This is a genomic window from Streptomyces sp. CCM_MD2014 (genome assembly GCF_000772045.1).
Lineage (GTDB): Bacteria > Actinomycetota > Actinomycetes > Streptomycetales > Streptomycetaceae > Streptomyces > Streptomyces salinarius.
Genome location: NZ_CP009754.1, coordinates 1,687,801 through 1,707,385, shown reverse-complemented (window position 1 = coordinate 1,707,385; position 19,585 = coordinate 1,687,801). Strand labels below are relative to the sequence as shown.

Here is a 19,585-nt window from a genome sequence, read left to right as displayed (position 1 = left end):
ATAAACTCGGTGAAACTACGACGGTCTGAACAAGGTGCGCGCGGTCCTCGACCCGGCGGCTGTGCCTACTGGGCGCCGCTTCTTCCGTGCCGCCGTAGGTCTCGACCGGATGCAGCCGCCGTACCGGGCGAGTCAGAGCCGCCGTGCGTCGCACGGGGCTGGTCCTCGACGAGGCAGACTCCTTGCCTTCGCCGTTCAGCCAAGGTGGTCGGCCAGCTCACGCTCCAGCGCGGCCTTCGGCTTGGCGCCGACGATCGTCTGGACGACTTCGCCGCCCTTGTAGACGTTCATCGTCGGGATGGACATCACGCCGTACTTGGCGGCGGTGTCCGGGTTCTCGTCGATGTTGAGCTTCACGATCTCGATCGCGTCGCCGTGCTCGGCCGCGATCGCCTCCAGGGAGGGGGCGAGCTGGCGGCACGGGCCGCACCAGGCTGCCCAGAAATCGACGAGCACGGGCTTGTCGCTCTGGAGGACGTCCTGGTCGAAGGAGTCGTCGGTGACGTTCTTGAGGGCCATGTGGGTCTCCTCGTACGGGGTGGAACGGGCTGCCGTCAGGCGACCGCGACGACCTCGGCGGGCACGGGCGCGTCGGACAGGGCCGCGAGATACCGCTCGGCGTCGAGCGCCGCGGCGCAGCCGGAGCCGGCCGCAGTGATGGCCTGGCGGTAGGTGTGGTCGACGACGTCGCCGGCGCCGAAGACGCCCGGGACGTTCGTGCGCGTCGAGGGCGACTCGACCTTCAGGTACCCCTCGGAGTCGAGGTCCAGCTGGCCCTTGAAGAGCTCGGTGCGCGGGTCGTGGCCGATGGCGATGAACAGGCCGGTCGCGGCCAGCTCACGCGTCTCGCCGGTCAGGGTGTCGCGCAGCGTCATGCCGGCCAGCATGCCGTTCTCCTCGTGGAGCGCGGCGACCTCGCTGTCGAAGGCGAAGGAGATCTTGTCGTCGGAGAAAGCGCGGTTCTGCATGACCTGGGAGGCACGCAGAGTGGAGCGCCGGTGCACGACGGTCACCGACCGGGCGAAGCGGGTGAGGAAGGTGGCCTCCTCCATGGCGGTGTCGCCGCCGCCGACGACCACGATGTCCCGGTCCCGGAAGAAGAAGCCGTCGCAGGTCGCGCACCAGGACACACCCCGCCCGGACAGCTCGTCCTCCTTGGGCGGGCCGAGCTTGCGGTAGCCGGAACCCGTGGCGACGATCACCGTCTTCGCGCGGTGGACGGTACCGGCGGTGTCGGTGACGGTCTTGATGTCACCGGTCAGGTCGACGGCGACGATGTCGTCGTCGATCATCTCGGCGCCGAACCTCTCGGCCTGGGCCCGCATGTTCTCCATGAGCTCGGGACCCTGGACCCCGTCGGGAAAGCCGGGGAAGTTCTCGACCTCGGTCGTGGTCGTGAGCGAGCCGCCGACGAAGATCGCGCCGCCGAAGACGAGGGGGTTCAGACTGGCGCGGGCGGTGTAGAGCGCGGCGGTGTAACCCGCCGGCCCCGACCCGATGATGATGACGTTGCGTATGTCCGCGGTGGTGCTCATGCCTGCGGCTCCGGGGCGATCTCCTTGATCAGGCCCTCGACCAGCACCTTGATCTCGTCGCGGATGGGGCGGACGGCCTCGACGCCCTGGCCCGCCGGGTCCTCCAGCTGCCAGTCCAGGTACCGCTTGCCGGGGAAGACCGGGCAGGTGTCGCCGCAGCCCATGGTGATACAGACGTCGGACTCCTTGACCGCGTCCACGGTCAGCATCTTGGGCACCTCGGCGGAGATGTCGATGCCGACCTCGCGCATCGCTTCCACGGCGGCGGGGTTGACGTTCTCGCCCGGGTTGGAGCCGGCGGAACGGACCTCGACGCGGTCCCCGGCCAGGTGGGTCAGCCACGCGGCGGCCATCTGCGAGCGGCCAGCGTTGTGGACACAGACGAACAGCACGGAGGGCTTGTCGGACATCAGGAGGTCTCTCTTGTCTCGCGACGACATCAGGCGCACGTGACGTCAGCACCCGGTGGTGTCAGCCACCACTGATGTGAGAGTATCAGTACATGATGACGTCAGTCGACACTGACCTGATCCGGGTTCTGGCGGACCCGCTCAGGTTGCAGATCGTGACCCTGCTCGCCAAAGAGACGCTGTGCACCACCCACCTCGTGGAGGAGACGGGTGCCCGGCAGACCAACCTCTCCAACCACTTGAGAGTGCTGCGCGAGGCCGGTGTCGTCGAGACGGAGCCGTGCGGCCGTTACACGTACTACAAGGTCCGCCCGGACGTCATCGCCTCGCTCGCCGGCCAGTTCGCCGACCTGGCCGAGTCCGCCCGCACCGCCGCCGAGAACAAGAGGGCCTGTCCGTGACCCGCACCGAAGCGCCCGCGACGACCACCGAGGAGTCCTCCGTCGTCGCGAAGCTGTCGACGCTCGACCGCTTCCTCGCCGTCTGGATCCTCATCGCCATGGCCGTCGGCCTCGGCCTGGGCCGAGCCATCCCGGGCCTGAACGACGCCCTCGCCAAGGTCGAGATCGGCGGCATCTCCCTGCCGATCGCCATCGGCCTGCTGATCATGATGTATCCGGTCCTGGCCAAGGTCCGTTACGACAAGCTCGACGCCGTCACAGGCGACCGCAGGCTCATGGCCTCGTCGCTGGTGATCAACTGGATCGTCGGACCGGCGGTGATGTTCGCGCTCGCGTGGATCTTCCTGCCGGACCTGCCCGAGTACCGCACCGGCCTGATCATCGTCGGGCTCGCCCGCTGCATCGCGATGGTCATCATCTGGAACGACCTCGCCTGCGGCGACCGTGAGGCCGCGGCCGTACTCGTCGCGCTGAACTCGGTCTTCCAGGTCCTGGCGTTCGGCCTGCTCGGCTGGTTCTACCTCGACCTGCTGCCCGGCTGGCTGGGCCTCGGCGACGGCGAGCACCTGGACATCTCCATGTGGAAGATCGCCCTCAACGTCGTCATCTTCCTCGGCGTCCCACTGCTCGCCGGGTTCCTCACCCGCCGCATCGGCGAGAAGAAGCTCGGCCGAGAGAAGTACGAGTCCAAGTTCCTGCCGAAGATCGGCCCGTGGGCGCTCTACGGCCTGCTGTTCACGATCGTCATCCTCTTCGCCCTGCAGGGCAGGACCATCACCTCGCAGCCCTTCGACGTCGCCCGCATCGCGCTGCCGCTGCTGGTGTACTTCGCCGTGATGTGGGCCGGGACCTTCCTGCTGGGCAAGGCGATCGGTCTCGCCTACGACCGCACGGCCACCCTCGCCTTCACCGCCGCGGGCAACAATTTCGAGCTGGCCATCGCCGTCGCCATCGCCACCTTCGGCGTCACCTCCGGCCAGGCCCTCTCCGGCGTCGTGGGACCGCTCATCGAGGTGCCCGTACTGATCGGCCTCGTCTACGTGTCCCTGGCCTGGCGCAAGAAGTTCGCCCCGTCCGCTCTGACCACTGAGGGCAGGGGCCACTGATGCACTGCCTGGACTGCCGCGCACAGGGAACGACCAGCACGGCCGTCGGCGTCTGCCACGGCTGCGGAGCCGCCGTCTGCCACGAGCACACGCGCGTCACCCCGCGCGGCGTGCGGGGAGGACCCCTCCTCGGACGACCCGCTGAGGTCACGGCGGCGCGCACCATCCGGTGCACCACGTGTGCGGCGGCACAGGCGGCATGACACAGCACACCGACGTAGTGGTGATCGGCGGCGGCCAGGCAGGGCTCGCCGCCGGCTACCACCTGCGCCGCCAGGGCCTGGACTTCGTCGTCCTCGACGCCCAGGCCACCCCGGGCGGTGCCTGGCAGCACACCTGGGACTCGCTCCACCTGTTCTCCCCGGCCGCCTTCTCCTCGCTCCCGGGGTGCCTCATGCCACCGCAGCCGGGTCAGGAGTACCCGGAGGCCGGGCACGTGGTGGACTACCTGAGCGACTACGAGAAGCGGTACGACCTCCCCGTGCAGCGACCGGTCCGGGTGATCGGCGTGCACGAGGACGGACGGCTGCTGCGAGTGGAGACCGAGTCCGGCGCGTGGCACGCCCGTGCGGTGATCAGCGCGACCGGTACGTGGTGGCGTCCCTTCCTCCCCGCCGTCCCCGGCCGCGGGGACTTCGGGGGCAGGCAGCTGCACACCGTCTCCTACCGCGGACCGCAGGACTTCGCGGGCCAACGCGTGATCGTCGTCGGGGGCGGCAACTCCGGCGCGCAGATCGCCGCCGACCTCGTCCACGACACCGAACTGACCTGGGTGACCCAGCGTCCGCCCCGGTACCTCGCCGACGACATCGACGGCCGCGCCCTGTTCGACGCGGCCACCGCCCGACGCCGCGCCCTCGACGAGGGCCGCACTGACACCGGCGGCGTCGCCTCGCTGGGGGACATCGTCGCCGTACCGCCCGTGCGCGAGGCCCGTGACGCCGGGCGGCTCAAAGCGTCGCCCATGTTCACCCGCCTCGACCGCGATGGCGTCGCCTGGGCCGACGGCACGCGCGCGCCCGCCGACGCGGTGATCTGGTGCACCGGCTTCCGACCTGCCCTCTCACACCTGTCCCCCCTCGGCCTGCGCGGCCCGCGCGGCCACATCCCCACCCAGGGCACGCGCGCAGTGGCGGACCCGCGGCTGCACCTCCTCGGATACGGAGACTGGACGGGCCCCGCCTCCGCCACGCTCATCGGCGTCGGACGGCCGGCCCGCGACGCGGCGCGGGAAATCGCCGGGCTTCTCGACAGCGAAAGGTGATCCGCGTGCGCTACCGAACGGCCAGCAGCTGTCCCATCGCCGCCAGCACCGACGGCTCGACCCGGTAGTAGACCCAGGTGCCGCGCCGCTCGGACGTGAGCAGGCCGGCTTCCTTGAGCTTCTTCAGGTGGTGGGAGACGGTCGGCTGGGAGACGCCGACGTCGGAGATGTCGCACACGCACGCCTCGCCGCCCTCGTGGGAGGCGACGGCCGAGAACAGCCGCAGCCGCACCGGGTCGCCGAGGGCCTTGAACATGCGGGCGGTCCGCTCGGCCTCCTCGGCGGTGAAGGGGCGCTCGCTCAGTGGCGGGCAGCACGGCACCACCGCGGCGGCGGGGGCCTCGGATCGGTCCAGAAGCGGCAGTGCCCTGACGTTCGACATACGTCTATGTTGACACACGTCGAACTAGAGCGGCCAGAGTCAGCGGGCGCCGAGGTGGGCGATGAGGCGCCGGACGACCCGGGCGGCGTCCCTGCCGACCCCGCGCAGGGTGTTCGAGGAGAGGCTGCGCTGCCATTCCAGGCCGACGTACGCCAGTCCGGGATGGGTGGTCGACAGCCCCTCCCGGTGGCGCGGGTGGCCGTCGGCGTCGAGGGCGCCGAGCGGGCGCAGATAGCCGAGGTCGGGTCGATAGCCGGTGGCCAGGACGATCGTGTCGATCTCCTCGGTGGCGCCGTCGGTCCATGTCGCCTTCGTGCCGTCGATCGCGCTGAACACCGGGCGCAGGTCGGGGGCGCCGGCTGCGACCGCGGCACGGTAGCGGCCGTCGTCGATCACCAACTGTGTCGGCGGCGTGCGCAGGAACCTGCCCACCGGCAGGGTGTCGAGCCCTGTCCGCTGCAGCCACCAGTGCAGGTCCCGGCCCAGCGGGCGCTGCCGGGCGAACCGCACCGGATGCCGGGCCGCGAGCGTCACCCGGGCGTGTGCGGCCAGCTCGGCGGCGATCTGCGTCGCCGAGTTGCCGGCCCCGACGACCACCACCCGCTGCCCGGCTAGTGGCTCTGGCCTCCTGTACTCGGCGGTGTGTAGCACGGTGCCCGTGAAGTCGTCCAGCCCAGGGAGAGCAGGACGGTGAGGCCGGCCGAAGGTTCCGGAGGCGGCCACGACACCCCGGGCCGTCATACGGTCGCCGGTTTCCAGGGTGAGGCTGAAGGCTCCGTCGCTCATGCTCACCTCCTGCACGCGCGTGCCGGTGCGGACGTCGGCGTCCAGGCGTTCGGCGTAACGCAGCAGGTAGGCGACGACCTCGTCCCGGTGCGGGTAACGGTCCGGGTCGCCGCCGAACGGCAGACCCGGCAGGGAGCTGCGGGCCGCGGGGGAGAAGAGGGTGAGGCTGTCGTAGTAGCGCGGCCACGACCCCGCCGGCTGCTCGGACACCTCCAGGATCACCGGTGCCAGACCCTGCTCGCGCAGGGCGTGCGCGGCGGCCAGTCCGGACTGACCTCCACCGATGACCACCACGTCGACGTGTTCCATGCCTACTCCCTCGGGTTACTCAGATCTGCGGTTTCGATGAATGTCTATGTTGACGTCCATCGAATCAGGTGTCATGCTGATCTCGCAAGGGATCGACAGATGTCGAAGCAAAAGGGAGTGTCGTCGCCGTGTCCAACACCAGCGTGTCCACCACCGACCACCAGCAGCCCGTCGTGGTCATCGGCGCCGGCCCCGTCGGCCTGGCCGCAGCCGCGCACCTCGTCGAGCGCGGCATCGAGCCCCTGGTGCTGGAGGCCGGCCACTCCGCTGCCACCGCCGTGCGCGAGTGGGCGCACGTCCGCCTGTTCTCGACCTGGGCCGAGGTCACCGACCCGGCCGCCGAGAAGCTGCTCGCCCCGACCGGCTGGGTCCGCCCCGAAGGGGCGACGTACCCGACCGGCGGCGACTGGGCCGAGCGCTACCTCCAGCCGCTCGCCGACGTCCTCGGCGACAAGGTCCGCTACGGAGCCACCGTCACGGGCGTGGCCCGCGCCGGCCGCGACCGGATCGTCGACTCCGGCCGCGAGGAGCAGCCCTTCACCGTGCACATTGAGACGGCGGACGGCGGCGAGGAGCGGATCACCGCCCGCGCCGTCATCGACGCCTCCGGCACCTGGTCCGTGCCCAGCCCGATGGGCGCAAACGGCATCCCCGCCCTCGGCGAGAAGAAGACGGCCGAGCACATCACCTACCGCGTCCCCGACCTGACGGACCCGGCCGTCCGAGGCCGCTACGCCGGCAAGCGCACGGCGGTCGTCGGCTCCGGTGCCTCCGCCTTCACCGCCCTCGCCTTGCTCGCCGACCTGGCCGGGGAAGAGGCGGACACGCACGCGGTCTGGATCCTGCGCCGGGGCATCGGCGAGGCCACGTACGGCGGCGGCGAGGCCGACCAGCTCCCGGCCCGCGGCGCACTCGGCCTGCGTGCCAAGGCGGCGGTGGAGAAGGGGCACGCGAGCGCCGTCACCGGTTTCCGTACGGAAGCGGTCGAACGGGACGGCGACCGGCTGGTCCTGGTCGCCGAGGACGGCCGCCGTCTGGACCCGGTCGACGAGGTCATCGTCCTGACCGGCTTCCGCCCCGACCTCTCCTTCGTCTCCGAGCTCCGTCTCGGCCTCGACGAGCGCCTCCAGGCCCCGACCGCACTCGCCCCGCTGATCGACCCGAACGTCCACTCCTGCGGCACCGTCTACCCGCACGGCGTCAAGGAGCTCTCCCACCCGGAGCAGGACGTCTACCTGGTCGGCATGAAGTCCTACGGCCGCGCCCCAACCTTCCTCGCCATGACCGGCTACGAGCAGGTCCGCTCCATTACGGCCGCCCTCGCCGGAGACCACGAGGCCGCTGAACGCGTCGAGCTGACCCTGCCGGAGACCGGCGTATGCGGCGGCGCTGGCCTGTTCGACGAGCGGGAAGCCGAGCAGAGCGGCGAAGGCGGAGGTTGCTGCGCCGCCCCCGCCACCCTGCAGATCGGTGTCGGTGCCCCGGCCGCCTCCGGCGGCTGCTGACACACCGACCCGTCCCCAGGAGGTTCACCATGTCCCGCGTGCAACTCGCCCTACGAGTACCGGATCTCTCCGCGTCCGTCGCCTTCTACACGAAACTCTTCGGTGTCGAGCCCGCCAAACTCCGCGACGGCTACGCCAACTTCGCCATCACCGAGCCCCCGCTCAAGCTCGTCCTGATCGAAGGCGAGGCGGACGCGGCGACCCGCATGGACCACCTCGGTGTCGAGGTCGGCAGCACGCAAGCCGTCCACGCGGCCACCACCCGGCTGAGCGCAGCGGGGCTGGTGACGGCCGAGGAGAGCGACACGGCCTGCTGCTACGCCCTGCAGGACAAGGTCTGGGTCCACGGCCCCGGCCAGGAGCCCTGGGAGGTCTACGTGGTCAAGGGCGACGCCGACACCCTGACCAAGCAGAGCGCTGGCCCTGCCGACGCCGAGGAAGCGGCTGACGCCGCCGGATGCTGCTGATCCGCCGATGACCCACCTGCCCACCAGTGAGGCCGTGACCGGAAGAGGGGACCGGTCACGGCCTCGCGCCGCCCTGCCGGCCCTGTGCGCCACCCAGATCACCAGCTGGGGAATCGTCTACTACGCCTTCCCCGTCCTGAACCCGCGGATCACCGCCGACACCGGCTGGTCGGCCACCACCACCACCGGTGCCTTCTCAGCCGCACTGATCGTTTCTGCACTCGCAGGCATACCCGTCGGCCGCATCCTCGACCGCCGTGGTCCCCGTACGGTCATGACCGTGGGCTCGATTCTCGGCGTCACCGCCGTGCTCGCCCTCGCCTACGCCCCCAACCTGGCCGTATTCACGGCTGCCTGGCTGCTGGCGGGCCTGGCCATGGCAGCGACCTTCTACCAGCCCGCCTTCGCCGCCGTCGCCCGCTGGTGGGGCGAGGACCGAGTCCGCGCGCTCACCGTGGTCACATTGGCCGGCGGCCTGGCCTCGACGGTCTTCGCACCTCTCACGGCCGCGCTGGCCGAGCACCTCAGCTGGCGACACACCTACGCACTCCTCGCCCTGATCCTCGCGCTCGTCACCGTCCCCGCACACGCCCTGGCGCTGCGTGCCCCATGGCCGCCCCTGCCCACCCACACCAAGCAACACGCCGGCGACAGCAAAACGGTCGCTCGCAGCCGCCCGTTCCTGACGCTGGCAGCCGCGCTCACTCTCAACGGCTTCGCCACGTTCGCCGTCGTCATCGCACTCGTCCCACTGCTGACCGAGCGAGGCATGAGTGCCACGGCAGCCGCGTGGGCCCTCGGGCTGGGCGGCGCAGGCCAGACGCTCGGCCGTGCTCTCTACTCCGCCCTGGTGCGCCGCACCTCGGTCACCACACGCACGGTCGCCCTGATCGTGGCCGGCGGCGCAACCACCGAGTCCCTCGCGGTGACGCCTGGCCCGTACCCGCTCCTGGTCCTACTGTCCGTCATCGCCGGCATGGTCAGGGGAAACCTCACGCTGCTCCAGGCCACCGCGGTCACCGAACGCTGGGGCGCCACCCACTACGGCACGCTGTCCGGTCTCCTCGCCGCACCGGTCACGATCGCCGGCGCCCTCGCCCCCTTCGCCGGCGCCGCCCTCGCGGCAGCCCTCGGCGGGTATCCCGCCCTCTTCTGGGTCCTGGCGGGAGTATCACTGGGTGCCGGCCTGTTGGCGGCGGTTTCCAGCAGGCGCTGATCGGTGCTTGGGACGGGGGCGCTCTGCACGGAGTTGCTCGTTCACTTCGGGTTGATGAGTCCGACCTTCGGAACGAAGCGCCCGCTCCGCCGTGCGTAGGAGACGTAGGCGTCGCCGTGGGTGCGGCGGAGGTAGGGCTCCTCGACGACCCGCACCTGCAGTTCGACAGCAACGGCCAGTGCCGCAAGCGCGATCAGCGCGACAGCGTTGGGCACCATGAGGGTCAGTCCGAGGCCGGTGAAGGCCATCGCGGTGAAGATGGGATTGCGCACGTACGCGAAGGCCCCGTTTGTGACGAGTTCGGTGCGCTCGTCGGCGTCCACGCCGACGCGCCACGAAGTACCCATCGCCCTCTGCGCGACCAGGGTGCCCAGGATGCCGACGATGGTGATCGCCGTGCCGACGCCGTACACCACCGAAGCGTCCTCGACGACACCCGGCAGGCCGGCAAGGGCCGCAAGGGGTGCGGCGACGGCGCCGAGCAGCGCGACCACGAAGAGCACCCCCGCCCACCAGGCCGCTGATCCAGCACTTCCGGACAGGCCGCGGAAACCGGTGTCGCCCGTCAGGCGGCGCTGAACCAGCGAGCGGACGCCGAACGCCGCCACCAGCCATACCAGGTACAGGCCGAGTGCCGCCCACGCCCAACCGGTCATCCGCCGCTCGCCTCCTCCTGAGTTCCGCAGCAGGCGTAGCCCGGACCGCAGCCGCACCCATCAGGCGTCGTGCGTATGGCAGCCCCGTCAGGACCCGCCTTTGGAAGAGCGCCGGCCGGAACCGCGCAGCAGTCGTCTCCACGCCACGCCTCCCGGCCTTCCTTGACCGCTACGGCGGCGATGACGAGAGCCGCGATCGGGTCCGCCCAGGACCATCCGAGCAGGGAGTTGGCGAGCAACCCGGTCAGCAGAACGCCCGAGAGATACGTGCACAGCAGAGTCTGCTTCGAGTCGGCGACGGCTGAGGCCGGCCCCAGTTCGCGTCCGGCGCGGCGCTGGGCGCTGGAGAGGAACGGCATGATGATCAGCGAGAGAGCGGCGAGCACGATACCGGGCGTGGAATGCTCGGCCTCACCCGTGCCGGTGAGGGCTCGAACGGAATCAACGGTGACATAGGCGGCGAGCGCGAAGAAGGAGACGGCGATGATGCGCAGCGCGGTCTTCTCGCGTGCCTCGCGCACGGTGTGGTCGGCGGCGGAGAATTGCCAGGCGACGGCCGCGGCGGAGGAGACCTCGACGACGGAGTCAAGCCCGAAGCCGATCAGGGCCGTCGAGGAGGCAAGGCTGCCCGCAGTGATCGCGACGATCGCCTCAATGACGTTGTAGACGATGGTGGCGCTGACCAATAGCCGTACTCGTCGGGTCAGGCGGGCACGGCGCTCGGGAGCCGGCCCGAGGGATATTGCCGTGGCCATCAGCAGCAGCCCTTCTGGTCGGCCTCCAGGCAGGTGCGGTCGGCCTCGACGGCCAGGACCGCGCCGCGCAGGTCGTCCAGGGCATGGCCGAGGCGCGGGTCGGCCAGTTCGTAGCGCACCCGTCGGCCTTCGGGCACGGCGACGACGATGCCGCAGTCGCGCAGGCACGCGAGGTGGTTTGAGAGCCGGGTGCGCGAGATCTCCAGTTGCTCGGCCAAGTCGGCCGGATGGGCGGGCGCTTTGCTCAGGGCGAGCAGGATGCGACAGCGGATCGGGTCGGCGAGCGCGCGGCCGAAGCGTGCCAGGGCGTCGATGTCGGTGGCGATGGACAGCATGTTTTGACGATACAGAAGACTGTGGATTCAGGAAAGCCTGAACTGTAGCCGTCTCTGAATCGTTCTCGATCTCCTGCTCCCCGAGGGCCGCGTGCCTTGGCTACGATCGGGCCGTGAGTAACCGGCATGGGGACTTCCGAGGCGCGGCCAGCCGAGTGGCCCCGCTTCGACTGCTGCGCTGGGGCGCTCTGTTCGCTGTTCTGGCGTGGGTCCTGCCGGTGTGCGCGCACACCGACGGCCCGGCCCCCCGGGCGTCCGCAGTCTCTGCTCTCGTCGGCGTAGACGGTTCCCCCGCTGCGGCACGGACGATCGCCGACCATGATTGTCCTGACCGGGAACACGCGCCCGATGACGCCCACTGCCGCCCGGCCGCCGAGGCCGTGACGGGCCCTACTTCTTCCTTGCCCGCTCCGTCTCATCGAGTGACGGCCATCGCCGGCCCTGCCTTCACGTCGGACTCACCGCCGGCTCGCGCAGCACCGGAGGTCCTGGTCCTAGCCCCGGGTCTCCACCAATTGCAGATTCAGCTGACCTAGGAAGCCCACCGCGCGGCCCCCGTCGGCGCCGTGCCTGTCGGCCTCTCTGCCCCCGGCTCTCCGGGTGTGCAGGTCATATTCACTGCCTGAATCGCATCACCGCTCCCTGTGTCCGCGGTGAGGACAAGGACATGCCATGGGATCTTCCCGAGCCAAGGAACAGCGCGCCACCCGTCGCGCGAAGTTGGAGGAGATGCGCCGCGCCGAGGCGGCGCGAGAGCGGCGCAACCGCATCATCACCTGGACCTGCAGCGCGCTTGTCGTGGTCGGAGTGGTAGGCGCGAGCTGGTACTTCATCGACCGGACGAACAAGCGGGACGAGGCGGAAGCGGCGGCCGCCGCCAAGCCGGTGGCGGGCGAGAAGAGTTTCAAGGACCTGGGCCGCAACCACGTCACCACCCCGGTCGACTACAAGATGTCTCCGGCCGTCGGCGGTGACCACAACCAAGCCTGGATGAACTGCAACGGCGACGTCTACGACAAGGAGATCGGTGAGACGAACGCCGTGCATTCCCTGGAGCACGGCGCGGTCTGGGTCACGTACAACGACAAGGCCGGGGACAAGGACGTGAAGACGCTCAAGGACCGCGTCGCGAAGACTCCCTACACGCTGATGAGTCCCTACGCCGACCAGTCCTCGCCGATAATGCTGTCGGCCTGGGGCAAGCAACTGAGCGTCGACTCCGCGGACGACCCGCGTGTGGGGAAGTTCCTTGACAAGTATGTGCAGGGCGTGCAGACCCCCGAGCCGGGTGCGGCTTGCACGGGAGGGACCTCCGCATGACCGGCGCGGCTACCCGCCGCCTGCCCGTTGCAGTCGTCGTCGCCATGCTCGTGGCCGTCCTCGTCGGTCTCGCCGTGTGGTGGCGCACGACGGAGGGCACGGCCAACGCCGCCTCACCGGGCGAGCGTTCCGTCGAGGCCGGCTTCGCGCGGGACATGGCGGTCCACCATCAGCAAGCCGTGGAGATGTCGTTCATCGTCCGCGACCGCACCGACGACGAGGACGTGCGCAGGCTCGCCTACGACATCATCAACACCCAGGCCAACCAGCGGGGCATGCTGCTCGGCCGGCTGGAGACATGGGGGCTGAACAAGTCGTCCGCCGACGCGCCGATGGCCTGGATGGGGCACGGCTCGATGCACGAGGCGAAGGATGGCTCGCTCATGCCCGGCATGGCCACGAACACGCAGCTGGATCAGTTGCGCGAGGCTGAGGGTGAGGATGCCGAGGTGCTGTACCTGCGGCTGATGACCGCCCATCATCGGGGCGGTGTCGACATGGCCCGAGGTGCGGTGAGAATGGCCGACGACGGCACACTCGTACGGCTGGCCCGAACCATGGTCGATGGGCAGCAGGCCGAGATCGACCTGATGGCCGACATGCTCGCCCAGCGGGGTGCGACAGCAGGGGCCTGAGTGATGCCCGGCTAGGGACGGCCCTGGCCGGGCATCACGCCGGCGAGTTGCCGGAAGCGGGTGAAGACGCGGAAGCGGGTCAGGCGCCCCGGGGCTGGACCTACCAGCCGACCTTTTCGCATCCCGTGTGATCGACCGGCTCGACCTGGAGTGTCGCGTGGGCGACGCCGTGACGGTCGCGCAGCAGGTCGCGGGCCTGGTCCAGGACCGCGTGCCCCTCGGCGGGGTCGGCGGTCACCAGGTGGGCGGTGGCCACGTGCATGCCGGAGGTGAGTGTCCATAGGTGCAGGTCGTGGACGTCCTTGACGCCGTTGACGGCCGCCAGGTCGTCGGCCACGGTCGCCGGGTCCACACCCGCCGGGGCGTGCTGCCCGAGCACGGCGAAGACCTCGCGGCCCAGTGCTACGGCGCGCACGGCGACGAAGCCGCCGATGGCGAGGGCGACCAGGGTGTCCCACAGCGGCTGGCCGGTCGCGGCGACCAGCCAGCCCGCCAGGATCACGCCGACTGATCCGGCGGTGTCGGCCACGACCTCCAGGTAGGCACCCTTGACGTTCAGGCTCTCGGACGCGCCGGAGCGCAGAAGAAACAGCGCCACAAGGTTGACGGCTAGACCGATGCCGCCCACGACCAGCATGGGACCGGGGGCGATTTCGGCTGAGGCTCCGATGCGGCCCACGGCTTCGACGACCACGTACACCGAGACGCCGGACATGAGCAGCACGGACAGTAGGGAGGCGAACACCTCCGCCCGGTAGGAGCCGTAGGTGCGGCGGCCGGTGGTGTCGGGCCGGGGGGCTATGCGCGTGGCGACCAGTGCCGCCCCCAGCGCCACCACGTCCGCTGCCATATGCCCGGCGTCCGACAACAGCGCCAGCGAACCCGACAGCAGCCCGTAGGCCAGTTCGACGACGAAGTACGAACCGACCAGCCCGAAGGACACGGCGAGTCGCCATCGGTGCCGTCCCGCCGCGTGCTCGCCCACCCCATGGTTGTGACTGTGCCCGCCCATGATCGTTTCCCCTCCCGTTCCGGCGCTGTCACCCGCAGGGAAGCACAGGCTGGACCAAAGGGGCAAAGGCTGCATCGGTGACCGTTGTCATCTCCGATAGCAACACGCTGACCTGCGGAAACGTGGAGATCGTGCATGATGCGGAGACAGGGACGACCCGGAGGCGAGGCGGCTCAGCGAGGGTGAGTACGCTTCCAGCGACAATTGATGACGCGCCGGGCGCTGCCGTCCCGGCGCCCACTGACCGAACGACTCGTTCTCCGAAGGCCCGCCTATGCGACCGCTCTCCGCCACCGGCTCCGCCTCCCCGGCGTCCGGTGCGCTGCGCGGCCTGCGGGCCGGGGCGCTGGCCGTGCTGTGTGTCCTGCTGCCGCTGGCCGGACACGCACTGAACCAGTGCCACGCGCCACGGTGGGTCATCGCCGCGGCGGTCGCTGTGGTGGCGGTGCCCGGCGCGGTCCTGTTGACGCGGCGCCGACTCACCGACGCCCAGGTGATCGGCGTCCTGCTGGCCGCACAGATTGCCTCGCACCTTGCCTACTCATTGCCGGGTGCCTGCCAGGCGATGACGGGGACGGGACGGCAGGAGGCGCCACTCGGGTTGTCCGCCCTGGTCGAGCACGGTGCCGATGGCGGGCCGCCGACAGGTGTGCTGATGGCCGGACATCTGGTCACCGTGATCATCGCCGCCCGCCTGCTCGGGGTCACCGAGCGGCTGCTGTGGCAGAGCAAGTCGCTGGTGGCCGTCGTTCGCAGGCTGCTGCTGTTCGTCTGGACCGTACTCGGCCGTGTGCACGGCTCGGGGCCGCAGGTCGCCGCCTGTGTGAGCACGTCACCCTTGCGGTCTGTCGTCCTGGCCCGACGTGGGGAGGGTCGTGCGCCGCCTTCGGGCCAGTGTGCCCCCTTCGCTTCCTTCCGGCCGATGCTGATCGGCGGCCTGGTCCTGCCCTGACGGGTGTGACACGGGGACCGCCCGGCGGGCCGGCTCCTCCTGTCCCGGCGGTTCGCCTCGCCGGGGGACGACAGAAAGTCCCACATCATGCCTGTCATCAACCGGCGTGCCGCGCGCGCGGCGGCACGCGTCCTCGTCGTACCGGCCGCCCTCGCGGCCCTGGCGGTCACGGCTCCGCAGGCCGCTGCCCACACGGAACTGGAGAGCGGCAGCCCTGCAGCGAATGCCGTGCTGGCCGGGCTGCCGCCCCGCGCCACGCTCACGTTCACCGACGAAATGACCGAGAAGTACGCCAAGGTAGCCGTGACCGGCGCCGACGGCTCGTCCGTCGCCACCGGCAACCCACAGGTCGACGGCAAGACCGTGACGCTCGCCCTGCGGACGGACGCGCCTGCCGGCGGCTACACCGTGGGCTACCGCGTGGTGTCCGCCGACGGCCACCCGGTCTCCGGTTCGTACACCTTCACCGTCAAACCGACTGACACTGCGCAGCCCTCGGCACCGGCGACGGGGGGACCTGCACCGTCCTCGGGTGCCGCGGCGCCGACGGCTTCCGCGTCGGCGCAGACCGCCGAGCCCGCGTCCTCCGGCGTGAGCGCGCCTGTCCTGGCCACTGGGGGCGCCCTGGCGGTGGCTGCCGGTGCAACCGTCTTCGCGGTACGCCGTCGGCGGCGGGCCGGCCGTGGCGACTGAGGCAAAGCCGGGCGGGGTACGGCGCCTGTCCCGGCTTCCCCTCGTGCTGGCCGGTGCGACGGTCTGCGCGGTCGCTGTGGCCCTGGCCATGGTGCAGGCCGGGGGAGGAGCAAGCACCTCGGTCCCCGGTCTGCCGGATGCGGGCACGGTCACCGTATGGGGGCTGCCGGTGGCACGGACCCTCACGGACGTCGGAGCGGTGGCCACCGTGGGCGCGCTGCTGCTTGTGGTCGTGCTTCTGCCAGGTGGCCGCAGACTCACGGCGACCCAGCTCCGCTACCTGACGTGGGCCGGTGCGGCGGCCGCGTCGTGGACTGTCGCGGCGGCCCTGGCCATGGTGTTCACACTGGCCGACCTCTTCGCGCAACCGGTCGGCAATGTCCTGTCCGCAGCGATGCTGGCGGACTTCGTCGCCACGGACGCGCAGGGACGCTCGTACGCGCTCATGATCGGTGCAGGGGCGGCGACCGCGACCTTCTGCGTGGGAGTCACGACGGCTCGCTGGGCCCGTCTGGCGTTCGTCGTGGCCCTGGCGGGGCTGCTGCCGCCGGCGTTCAGCGGGCACTCGGCGGCCTCCGGCAATCACGACGCCGCGGTCACCAGCCTGGCCCTGCACCTGCTGGGCATCGCGGTCTGGGTCGGCGGACTCCTCTTCGTCCTGGTCGTGGCCGCCAGGCGCGAGGAGGAGGCGGCGGACGCGGCCCGCCGCTTCAGCCCGCTCGCCGCCTGGGCCCTGCTCGCGGTCGCGGCCTCCGGAATCGTCAACGCCGTGGTCCGGCTGCCTTCCCCGGAGACCCTCTTCACCAGCGCGTACGGGCTGATGGTCATCGCCAAGACGGTGGCCCTCGCCGCGCTGGGCGGCATCGGCTGGTGGCACCGCCGCCGCACCCTGCCGACGCTGCGAACCGGCAGACGGCGAGCGTTTGTCCAGCTCGCGATCGGTGAACTGCTGCTCATGGCGGCGGCGATGGGACTCGCCGTCGGCCTGTCGCGCACCCTGGCACCCGGCCCCGACACCTCGGTCTCCCCGACCGAGGAACTGCTGGGCTTTCCCATGCCGCCCGAACTTGGCGACTTCCCCTGGACGCCATTGTTCACCCAATGGCACTTCGACCCGCTGTTCGCCTTCGGCACGGCAGCTGCCGCGCTGCTGTACCTGAACGGTGTGCGCAAGCTGCGCGCCCGCGGCGACCGATGGCCCGTCGGACGGACGATCTCCTGGCTGCTGGGCCTGGCGGTCACCGTGCTGACGACGATGAGCGGCCTGGCGGTGTACGGCAAGGTGCTGTTCAGCGTGCACATGGGCCAGCACATGATCCTTGCGATGACCGTGCCCATCCTGCTCGTGCTGGGCGCCCCCGCCACCCTTGCCCTCCGCGCCTTTCCTGCCGCGCCCAAGGGGGAGCCGGACGGGCCCCGCGAGATGCTGCTCAAGCTGCTGCACAGCCGCTACGTGCGGCTCCTTTCGAACCCGGTGGTGGCGAGCCTGCTGTTCATCGGCAGCGCCTTCGTCGTCTACTACACCTCGCTCTTCGAGACGCTGATGGGCAGCCACCTCGGACACCTGTTCATGATGGTGCACTTCCTCGCGGTCGGCCTGCTCTTCTTCTGGGTGATCATCGGCGTCGACCCCGGGCCGCGCCGCCCGCCCCACCTGGGCCGCCTGTTCGTGCTGATCCTCACGATGCCGTTCCACTCCTGGTTCAGCATCTCGCTGATGAGCTCCAGCGCCCTGATCGGAGAGGGCTGGTGGTCCCTGCTCGACCGGCCCTGGGTCGAGGAGCCGATGGACGACCAGTACGACGCCGGTGCCATCGCCTGGGCCACCGGTGACATCCCCGTTCTGATCACCACGATCATCCTGGCGATCCAGTGGATCCGGGCGGACCTGCGCGAAGCCCGCCGCGTGGACCGCCAGATCGAACGCGGCGACGGCAACGACCCCCTCGCCGCCTACAACGCCTACCTGGCTGGCCTCCACGCCCGTGACCGGCGCACGGCCGCACCCGAGACCGCGAAGAAGGAAACATGAAGAGGCTGACCAAGCACCTGATCGTCGCCGCCGTGCTCGTGGCGGGCTTCGCCGCCGCGATCGGCTCCTACCTGCTGCTCTCTCCCGACAACCGGCGCGGAAACGGCGGCCTGGACGTCCAGCCGGCCGCCGAGGCCATGCCGGTACGGGAATCCAGCCACCGGCTCACCGACCCGGCCAACAGCGAACTGACCCTCGTGGAGTTCCTGGACTTCGAGTGCGAGGCGTGCGGCGCCTACTTCCCGGTCGTCGAGAAGCTCCGTGAGGAGTATGGAGACCGGGTCACCTTCGTCGCCCGCTACTTCCCGATGCCCGGCCACCGCAACGGCGAACTCTCCGCCCGCACCGTGGAAGCGGCAGCTCGGCAGGGCAAGTTCGAGGAGATGTACACCAAGCTCTTCACCACCCAGAAGGAATGGGGCGAGGCCCAGGAGTCGAAGGAGGACGTCTTCCGCGGTTACGCCGAGGAACTCGGCCTCGACATGAAGAAGTTCGACGCGGACCTGGCCGACCCGAAGACCGCGGCACGTGTCCAGGCCGACCAGCGCGACGGCCTCGGACTGGGAGTCCAGGGCACGCCCACCTTCTTCCTCGACGGCCGCAAGATCCCCAACCCCGCCTCCTACGAGCAGTTCAAGGCCCTCATCGATGAGCGACTGTCCGACTGATCAGGGAGGGAGGCCGCAGCTCATGGAGTACCTGATCGATCAGGCTCGCGTGTTCCGGGCCCGCGCGGCCGCTCACAGCCTGGACCTCACAGAGCACGCGCAAGTGCGCAGGCCCCGCGCGATGTTCATCACTTGCTCGGACGCCCGGCTCGTCCCGGCCCTGCTCACCGCCAGTCGACCGGGCGACCTCTACGAACTGCGCAACCAGGGCGGCCTGATCCCGCCGTACGACCCCTGGAAGCACACCGCCGAGACACGGACCGTCGAACACGCCGTGCGTGACCTGAAGGTCACCGACATCATCGTGTGCGGCCACTCGCGTTGCGAGGCCGTCGACGACGCGGTGGCGGGTGACGACGAACCGTCCGCGATCGCAGCCGCCGGCCACTGGCACACGCTGACACAGCTGGACCAGCTGAGCGACTACCCCTGTGTCACACCGCGGCTCGCCGATCGCTCCCTGCGCCTGCATGCCTGGTACTACGAGGTCGACACCGGCTCCACCTCCCAGTACGACGCCCGCACGAGCGTGTTCCTCCCGCTGTGAACAGGCCCACAGCGCCCGACGTATACGACAAGGTGACCGCAGTGACCGCCAGCAAGAACCTCACCTACGACGAACGCCTCACCGCTCCCAAGACCTGGTGGGTCATCGCCGCCCTGTTCGGCTTCTCCATGGCTCTGGTCTTCATGCCCTTCGGCCTGATCGCCGCCCTCATCGCCTGGACCGCGGGCGCCGGCCTGGCCGGCGCCTACGTCAGCTCGCAGGGCTCCCTGCGGGTCAGGGTCACCACCGACCTACTCGTTGTCGGAGACGCCCGCATTCCCCTGAACGCGCTGGGCGAGCCCGAGGTCCTCGTCGGCGAGGAGGCAAGGGCGTGGCGGACGTACAAGGCGGACCTACGGGCCTTCATGGCCCTGCGCGGCTACATCACCACCGCCGTCCGGGTCGAGGTGGTCGACCCGGAGGACCCCACCCCGTACGTCTACATCTCCACCCGAGCACCCGAGCTGCTGGCTGAGGCGATCCGCGGATCCGCCTGACACGAGCACGCGGAAGGGAGGAGTATCGGCGGCTGTGCCGGGTGATCGGGTGACGAGTCGCGACGCCGCGGACCTGTGGACGGGTCGCACGGAGGCGTCCGT

The 19,585-nt window shown here is 70.3% G+C and carries 24 protein-coding genes; 15 read left to right on the top strand and 9 right to left on the bottom strand.

Annotated elements, in window-relative coordinates:
- Positions 1-195 precede the first annotated feature (195 nt).
- The 3 genes from trxA to NI25_RS07550 are packed head-to-tail and all read right to left on the bottom strand — an operon-like array spanning position 196 to position 1,945.
- Complete coding sequence (gene trxA / locus NI25_RS07560; protein WP_061441696.1) at positions 196-519, bottom strand: thioredoxin; 324 nt, start codon at positions 517-519, stop codon at positions 196-198.
- A gap of 35 nt (positions 520-554) precedes the next feature.
- The gene (gene trxB / locus NI25_RS07555; protein ID WP_061441695.1) at positions 555-1,535 is read right to left on the bottom strand and encodes a thioredoxin-disulfide reductase; all 981 of its coding nucleotides are present in this window, start codon (positions 1,533-1,535) and stop codon (positions 555-557) included.
- Positions 1,532-1,945, bottom strand: coding sequence for an arsenate reductase ArsC (locus NI25_RS07550; protein WP_061441694.1), 414 nt, complete (start codon positions 1,943-1,945; stop codon positions 1,532-1,534). Before NI25_RS07550 ends, trxB begins: the two co-directional genes overlap by 4 nt.
- Positions 1,946-2,037: 92 nt before the next feature.
- On the opposite strand from NI25_RS07550, the gene NI25_RS07545 reads away from it, so the two are divergent.
- From NI25_RS07545 to NI25_RS07535, 4 genes are read left to right on the top strand one after another with little or no spacing between them, the layout of a single operon-like run.
- The gene (locus NI25_RS07545) at positions 2,038-2,346 is read left to right on the top strand and encodes an ArsR/SmtB family transcription factor (RefSeq protein WP_061441693.1); all 309 of its coding nucleotides are present in this window, start codon (positions 2,038-2,040) and stop codon (positions 2,344-2,346) included.
- A complete protein-coding gene (gene arsB / locus NI25_RS07540; protein ID WP_061441692.1) occupies positions 2,343-3,452 on the top strand; it encodes an ACR3 family arsenite efflux transporter in 1,110 nt (369 codons plus the stop codon). Before NI25_RS07545 ends, arsB begins: the two co-directional genes overlap by 4 nt.
- Positions 3,452-3,655 (top strand): DUF2180 family protein, encoded by a 204-nt coding sequence (locus tag NI25_RS40740; RefSeq protein WP_078884541.1) that lies wholly within the window; start codon positions 3,452-3,454, stop codon positions 3,653-3,655. The genes arsB and NI25_RS40740 overlap by 1 nt, the downstream gene beginning before the upstream one ends.
- A complete protein-coding gene (locus tag NI25_RS07535) occupies positions 3,652-4,716 on the top strand; it encodes an ArsO family NAD(P)H-dependent flavin-containing monooxygenase (RefSeq protein ID WP_061441691.1) in 1,065 nt (354 codons plus the stop codon). Before NI25_RS40740 ends, NI25_RS07535 begins: the two co-directional genes overlap by 4 nt.
- Before the next feature lie 10 nt (positions 4,717-4,726).
- On the opposite strand, the gene NI25_RS07530 is transcribed toward NI25_RS07535, so the two are convergent.
- A complete protein-coding gene (locus tag NI25_RS07530; protein ID WP_061441690.1) occupies positions 4,727-5,098 on the bottom strand; it encodes an ArsR/SmtB family transcription factor in 372 nt (123 codons plus the stop codon).
- A gap of 39 nt (positions 5,099-5,137) precedes the next feature.
- Complete coding sequence (locus NI25_RS07525; protein WP_061441689.1) at positions 5,138-6,193, bottom strand: flavin-containing monooxygenase; 1,056 nt, start codon at positions 6,191-6,193, stop codon at positions 5,138-5,140.
- A gap of 128 nt (positions 6,194-6,321) precedes the next feature.
- Between NI25_RS07525 and NI25_RS07520 the strand changes: the two genes are divergently transcribed.
- The 3 genes from NI25_RS07520 to NI25_RS07510 are packed head-to-tail and all read left to right on the top strand — an operon-like array spanning position 6,322 to position 9,381.
- Positions 6,322-7,698: an NAD(P)-binding domain-containing protein gene (locus tag NI25_RS07520; RefSeq protein WP_181849372.1), complete on the top strand. Its 1,377-nt coding sequence runs from the start codon at positions 6,322-6,324 to the stop codon at positions 7,696-7,698.
- Between the two features lie 29 nt (positions 7,699-7,727).
- The gene (locus tag NI25_RS07515; protein ID WP_061441688.1) at positions 7,728-8,165 is read left to right on the top strand and encodes an ArsI/CadI family heavy metal resistance metalloenzyme; all 438 of its coding nucleotides are present in this window, start codon (positions 7,728-7,730) and stop codon (positions 8,163-8,165) included.
- Positions 8,166-8,172: 7 nt separating this feature from the next.
- Complete coding sequence (locus NI25_RS07510; protein ID WP_061441687.1) at positions 8,173-9,381, top strand: MFS transporter; 1,209 nt, start codon at positions 8,173-8,175, stop codon at positions 9,379-9,381.
- A 41-nt stretch (positions 9,382-9,422) separates the two neighbouring features.
- On the opposite strand, the gene NI25_RS07505 is transcribed toward NI25_RS07510, so the two are convergent.
- The 3 genes from NI25_RS07505 to NI25_RS07495 are packed head-to-tail and all read right to left on the bottom strand — an operon-like array spanning position 9,423 to position 11,127.
- A complete protein-coding gene (locus tag NI25_RS07505; RefSeq protein WP_061441686.1) occupies positions 9,423-10,037 on the bottom strand; it encodes a methyltransferase family protein in 615 nt (204 codons plus the stop codon).
- A complete protein-coding gene (locus NI25_RS07500; protein WP_061441685.1) occupies positions 10,034-10,792 on the bottom strand; it encodes a cation transporter in 759 nt (252 codons plus the stop codon). Before NI25_RS07500 ends, NI25_RS07505 begins: the two co-directional genes overlap by 4 nt.
- A complete protein-coding gene (locus tag NI25_RS07495) occupies positions 10,792-11,127 on the bottom strand; it encodes an ArsR/SmtB family transcription factor (protein WP_061441684.1) in 336 nt (111 codons plus the stop codon). Before NI25_RS07495 ends, NI25_RS07500 begins: the two co-directional genes overlap by 1 nt.
- 672 nt (positions 11,128-11,799) lie before the next feature.
- Between NI25_RS07495 and NI25_RS07490 the strand changes: the two genes are divergently transcribed.
- Both NI25_RS07490 and NI25_RS07485 read left to right on the top strand, forming a co-directional pair.
- Positions 11,800-12,447: a DUF3105 domain-containing protein gene (locus NI25_RS07490; RefSeq protein ID WP_061441683.1), complete on the top strand. Its 648-nt coding sequence runs from the start codon at positions 11,800-11,802 to the stop codon at positions 12,445-12,447.
- Positions 12,444-13,082 carry a DUF305 domain-containing protein gene (locus tag NI25_RS07485; RefSeq protein ID WP_107071650.1) on the top strand — a complete coding sequence of 213 codons (639 nt, stop codon included), beginning with the start codon at positions 12,444-12,446 and terminating at the stop codon, positions 13,080-13,082. The genes NI25_RS07490 and NI25_RS07485 overlap by 4 nt, the downstream gene beginning before the upstream one ends.
- Positions 13,083-13,182: 100 nt before the next feature.
- Here NI25_RS07485 and NI25_RS07480 read toward each other — a convergent pair whose 3' ends face one another.
- Positions 13,183-14,094: a cation diffusion facilitator family transporter gene (locus NI25_RS07480; protein ID WP_061441681.1), complete on the bottom strand. Its 912-nt coding sequence runs from the start codon at positions 14,092-14,094 to the stop codon at positions 13,183-13,185.
- Between the two features lie 274 nt (positions 14,095-14,368).
- Between NI25_RS07480 and NI25_RS07475 the strand changes: the two genes are divergently transcribed.
- The 6 genes from NI25_RS07475 (at position 14,369) to NI25_RS07450 (ending at position 19,483) form a co-directional block, all read left to right on the top strand.
- Entirely contained in the window at positions 14,369-15,046 is a 678-nt protein-coding gene (locus tag NI25_RS07475) for a hypothetical protein (protein WP_061441680.1), read from the top strand.
- 87 nt (positions 15,047-15,133) lie between these two features.
- On the top strand, positions 15,134-15,739 hold the full coding sequence (locus NI25_RS07470) for a copper resistance CopC family protein (RefSeq protein ID WP_061441679.1): 606 nt from the start codon (positions 15,134-15,136) through the stop codon (positions 15,737-15,739).
- A complete protein-coding gene (locus tag NI25_RS07465; protein ID WP_148315107.1) occupies positions 15,729-17,771 on the top strand; it encodes a cytochrome c oxidase assembly protein in 2,043 nt (680 codons plus the stop codon). The genes NI25_RS07470 and NI25_RS07465 overlap by 11 nt, the downstream gene beginning before the upstream one ends.
- Positions 17,768-18,439, top strand: a complete 672-nt coding sequence (locus NI25_RS07460) for a DsbA family protein (protein WP_061441677.1) — start codon at positions 17,768-17,770, stop codon at positions 18,437-18,439. Before NI25_RS07465 ends, NI25_RS07460 begins: the two co-directional genes overlap by 4 nt.
- Positions 18,440-18,461: 22 nt before the next feature.
- Entirely contained in the window at positions 18,462-18,986 is a 525-nt protein-coding gene (locus tag NI25_RS07455) for a carbonic anhydrase (RefSeq protein WP_061441676.1), read from the top strand.
- A gap of 32 nt (positions 18,987-19,018) precedes the next feature.
- The gene (locus NI25_RS07450) at positions 19,019-19,483 is read left to right on the top strand and encodes a DUF3093 domain-containing protein (protein ID WP_061446809.1); all 465 of its coding nucleotides are present in this window, start codon (positions 19,019-19,021) and stop codon (positions 19,481-19,483) included.
- The last annotated feature ends 102 nt before the right edge of the window (positions 19,484-19,585 follow it).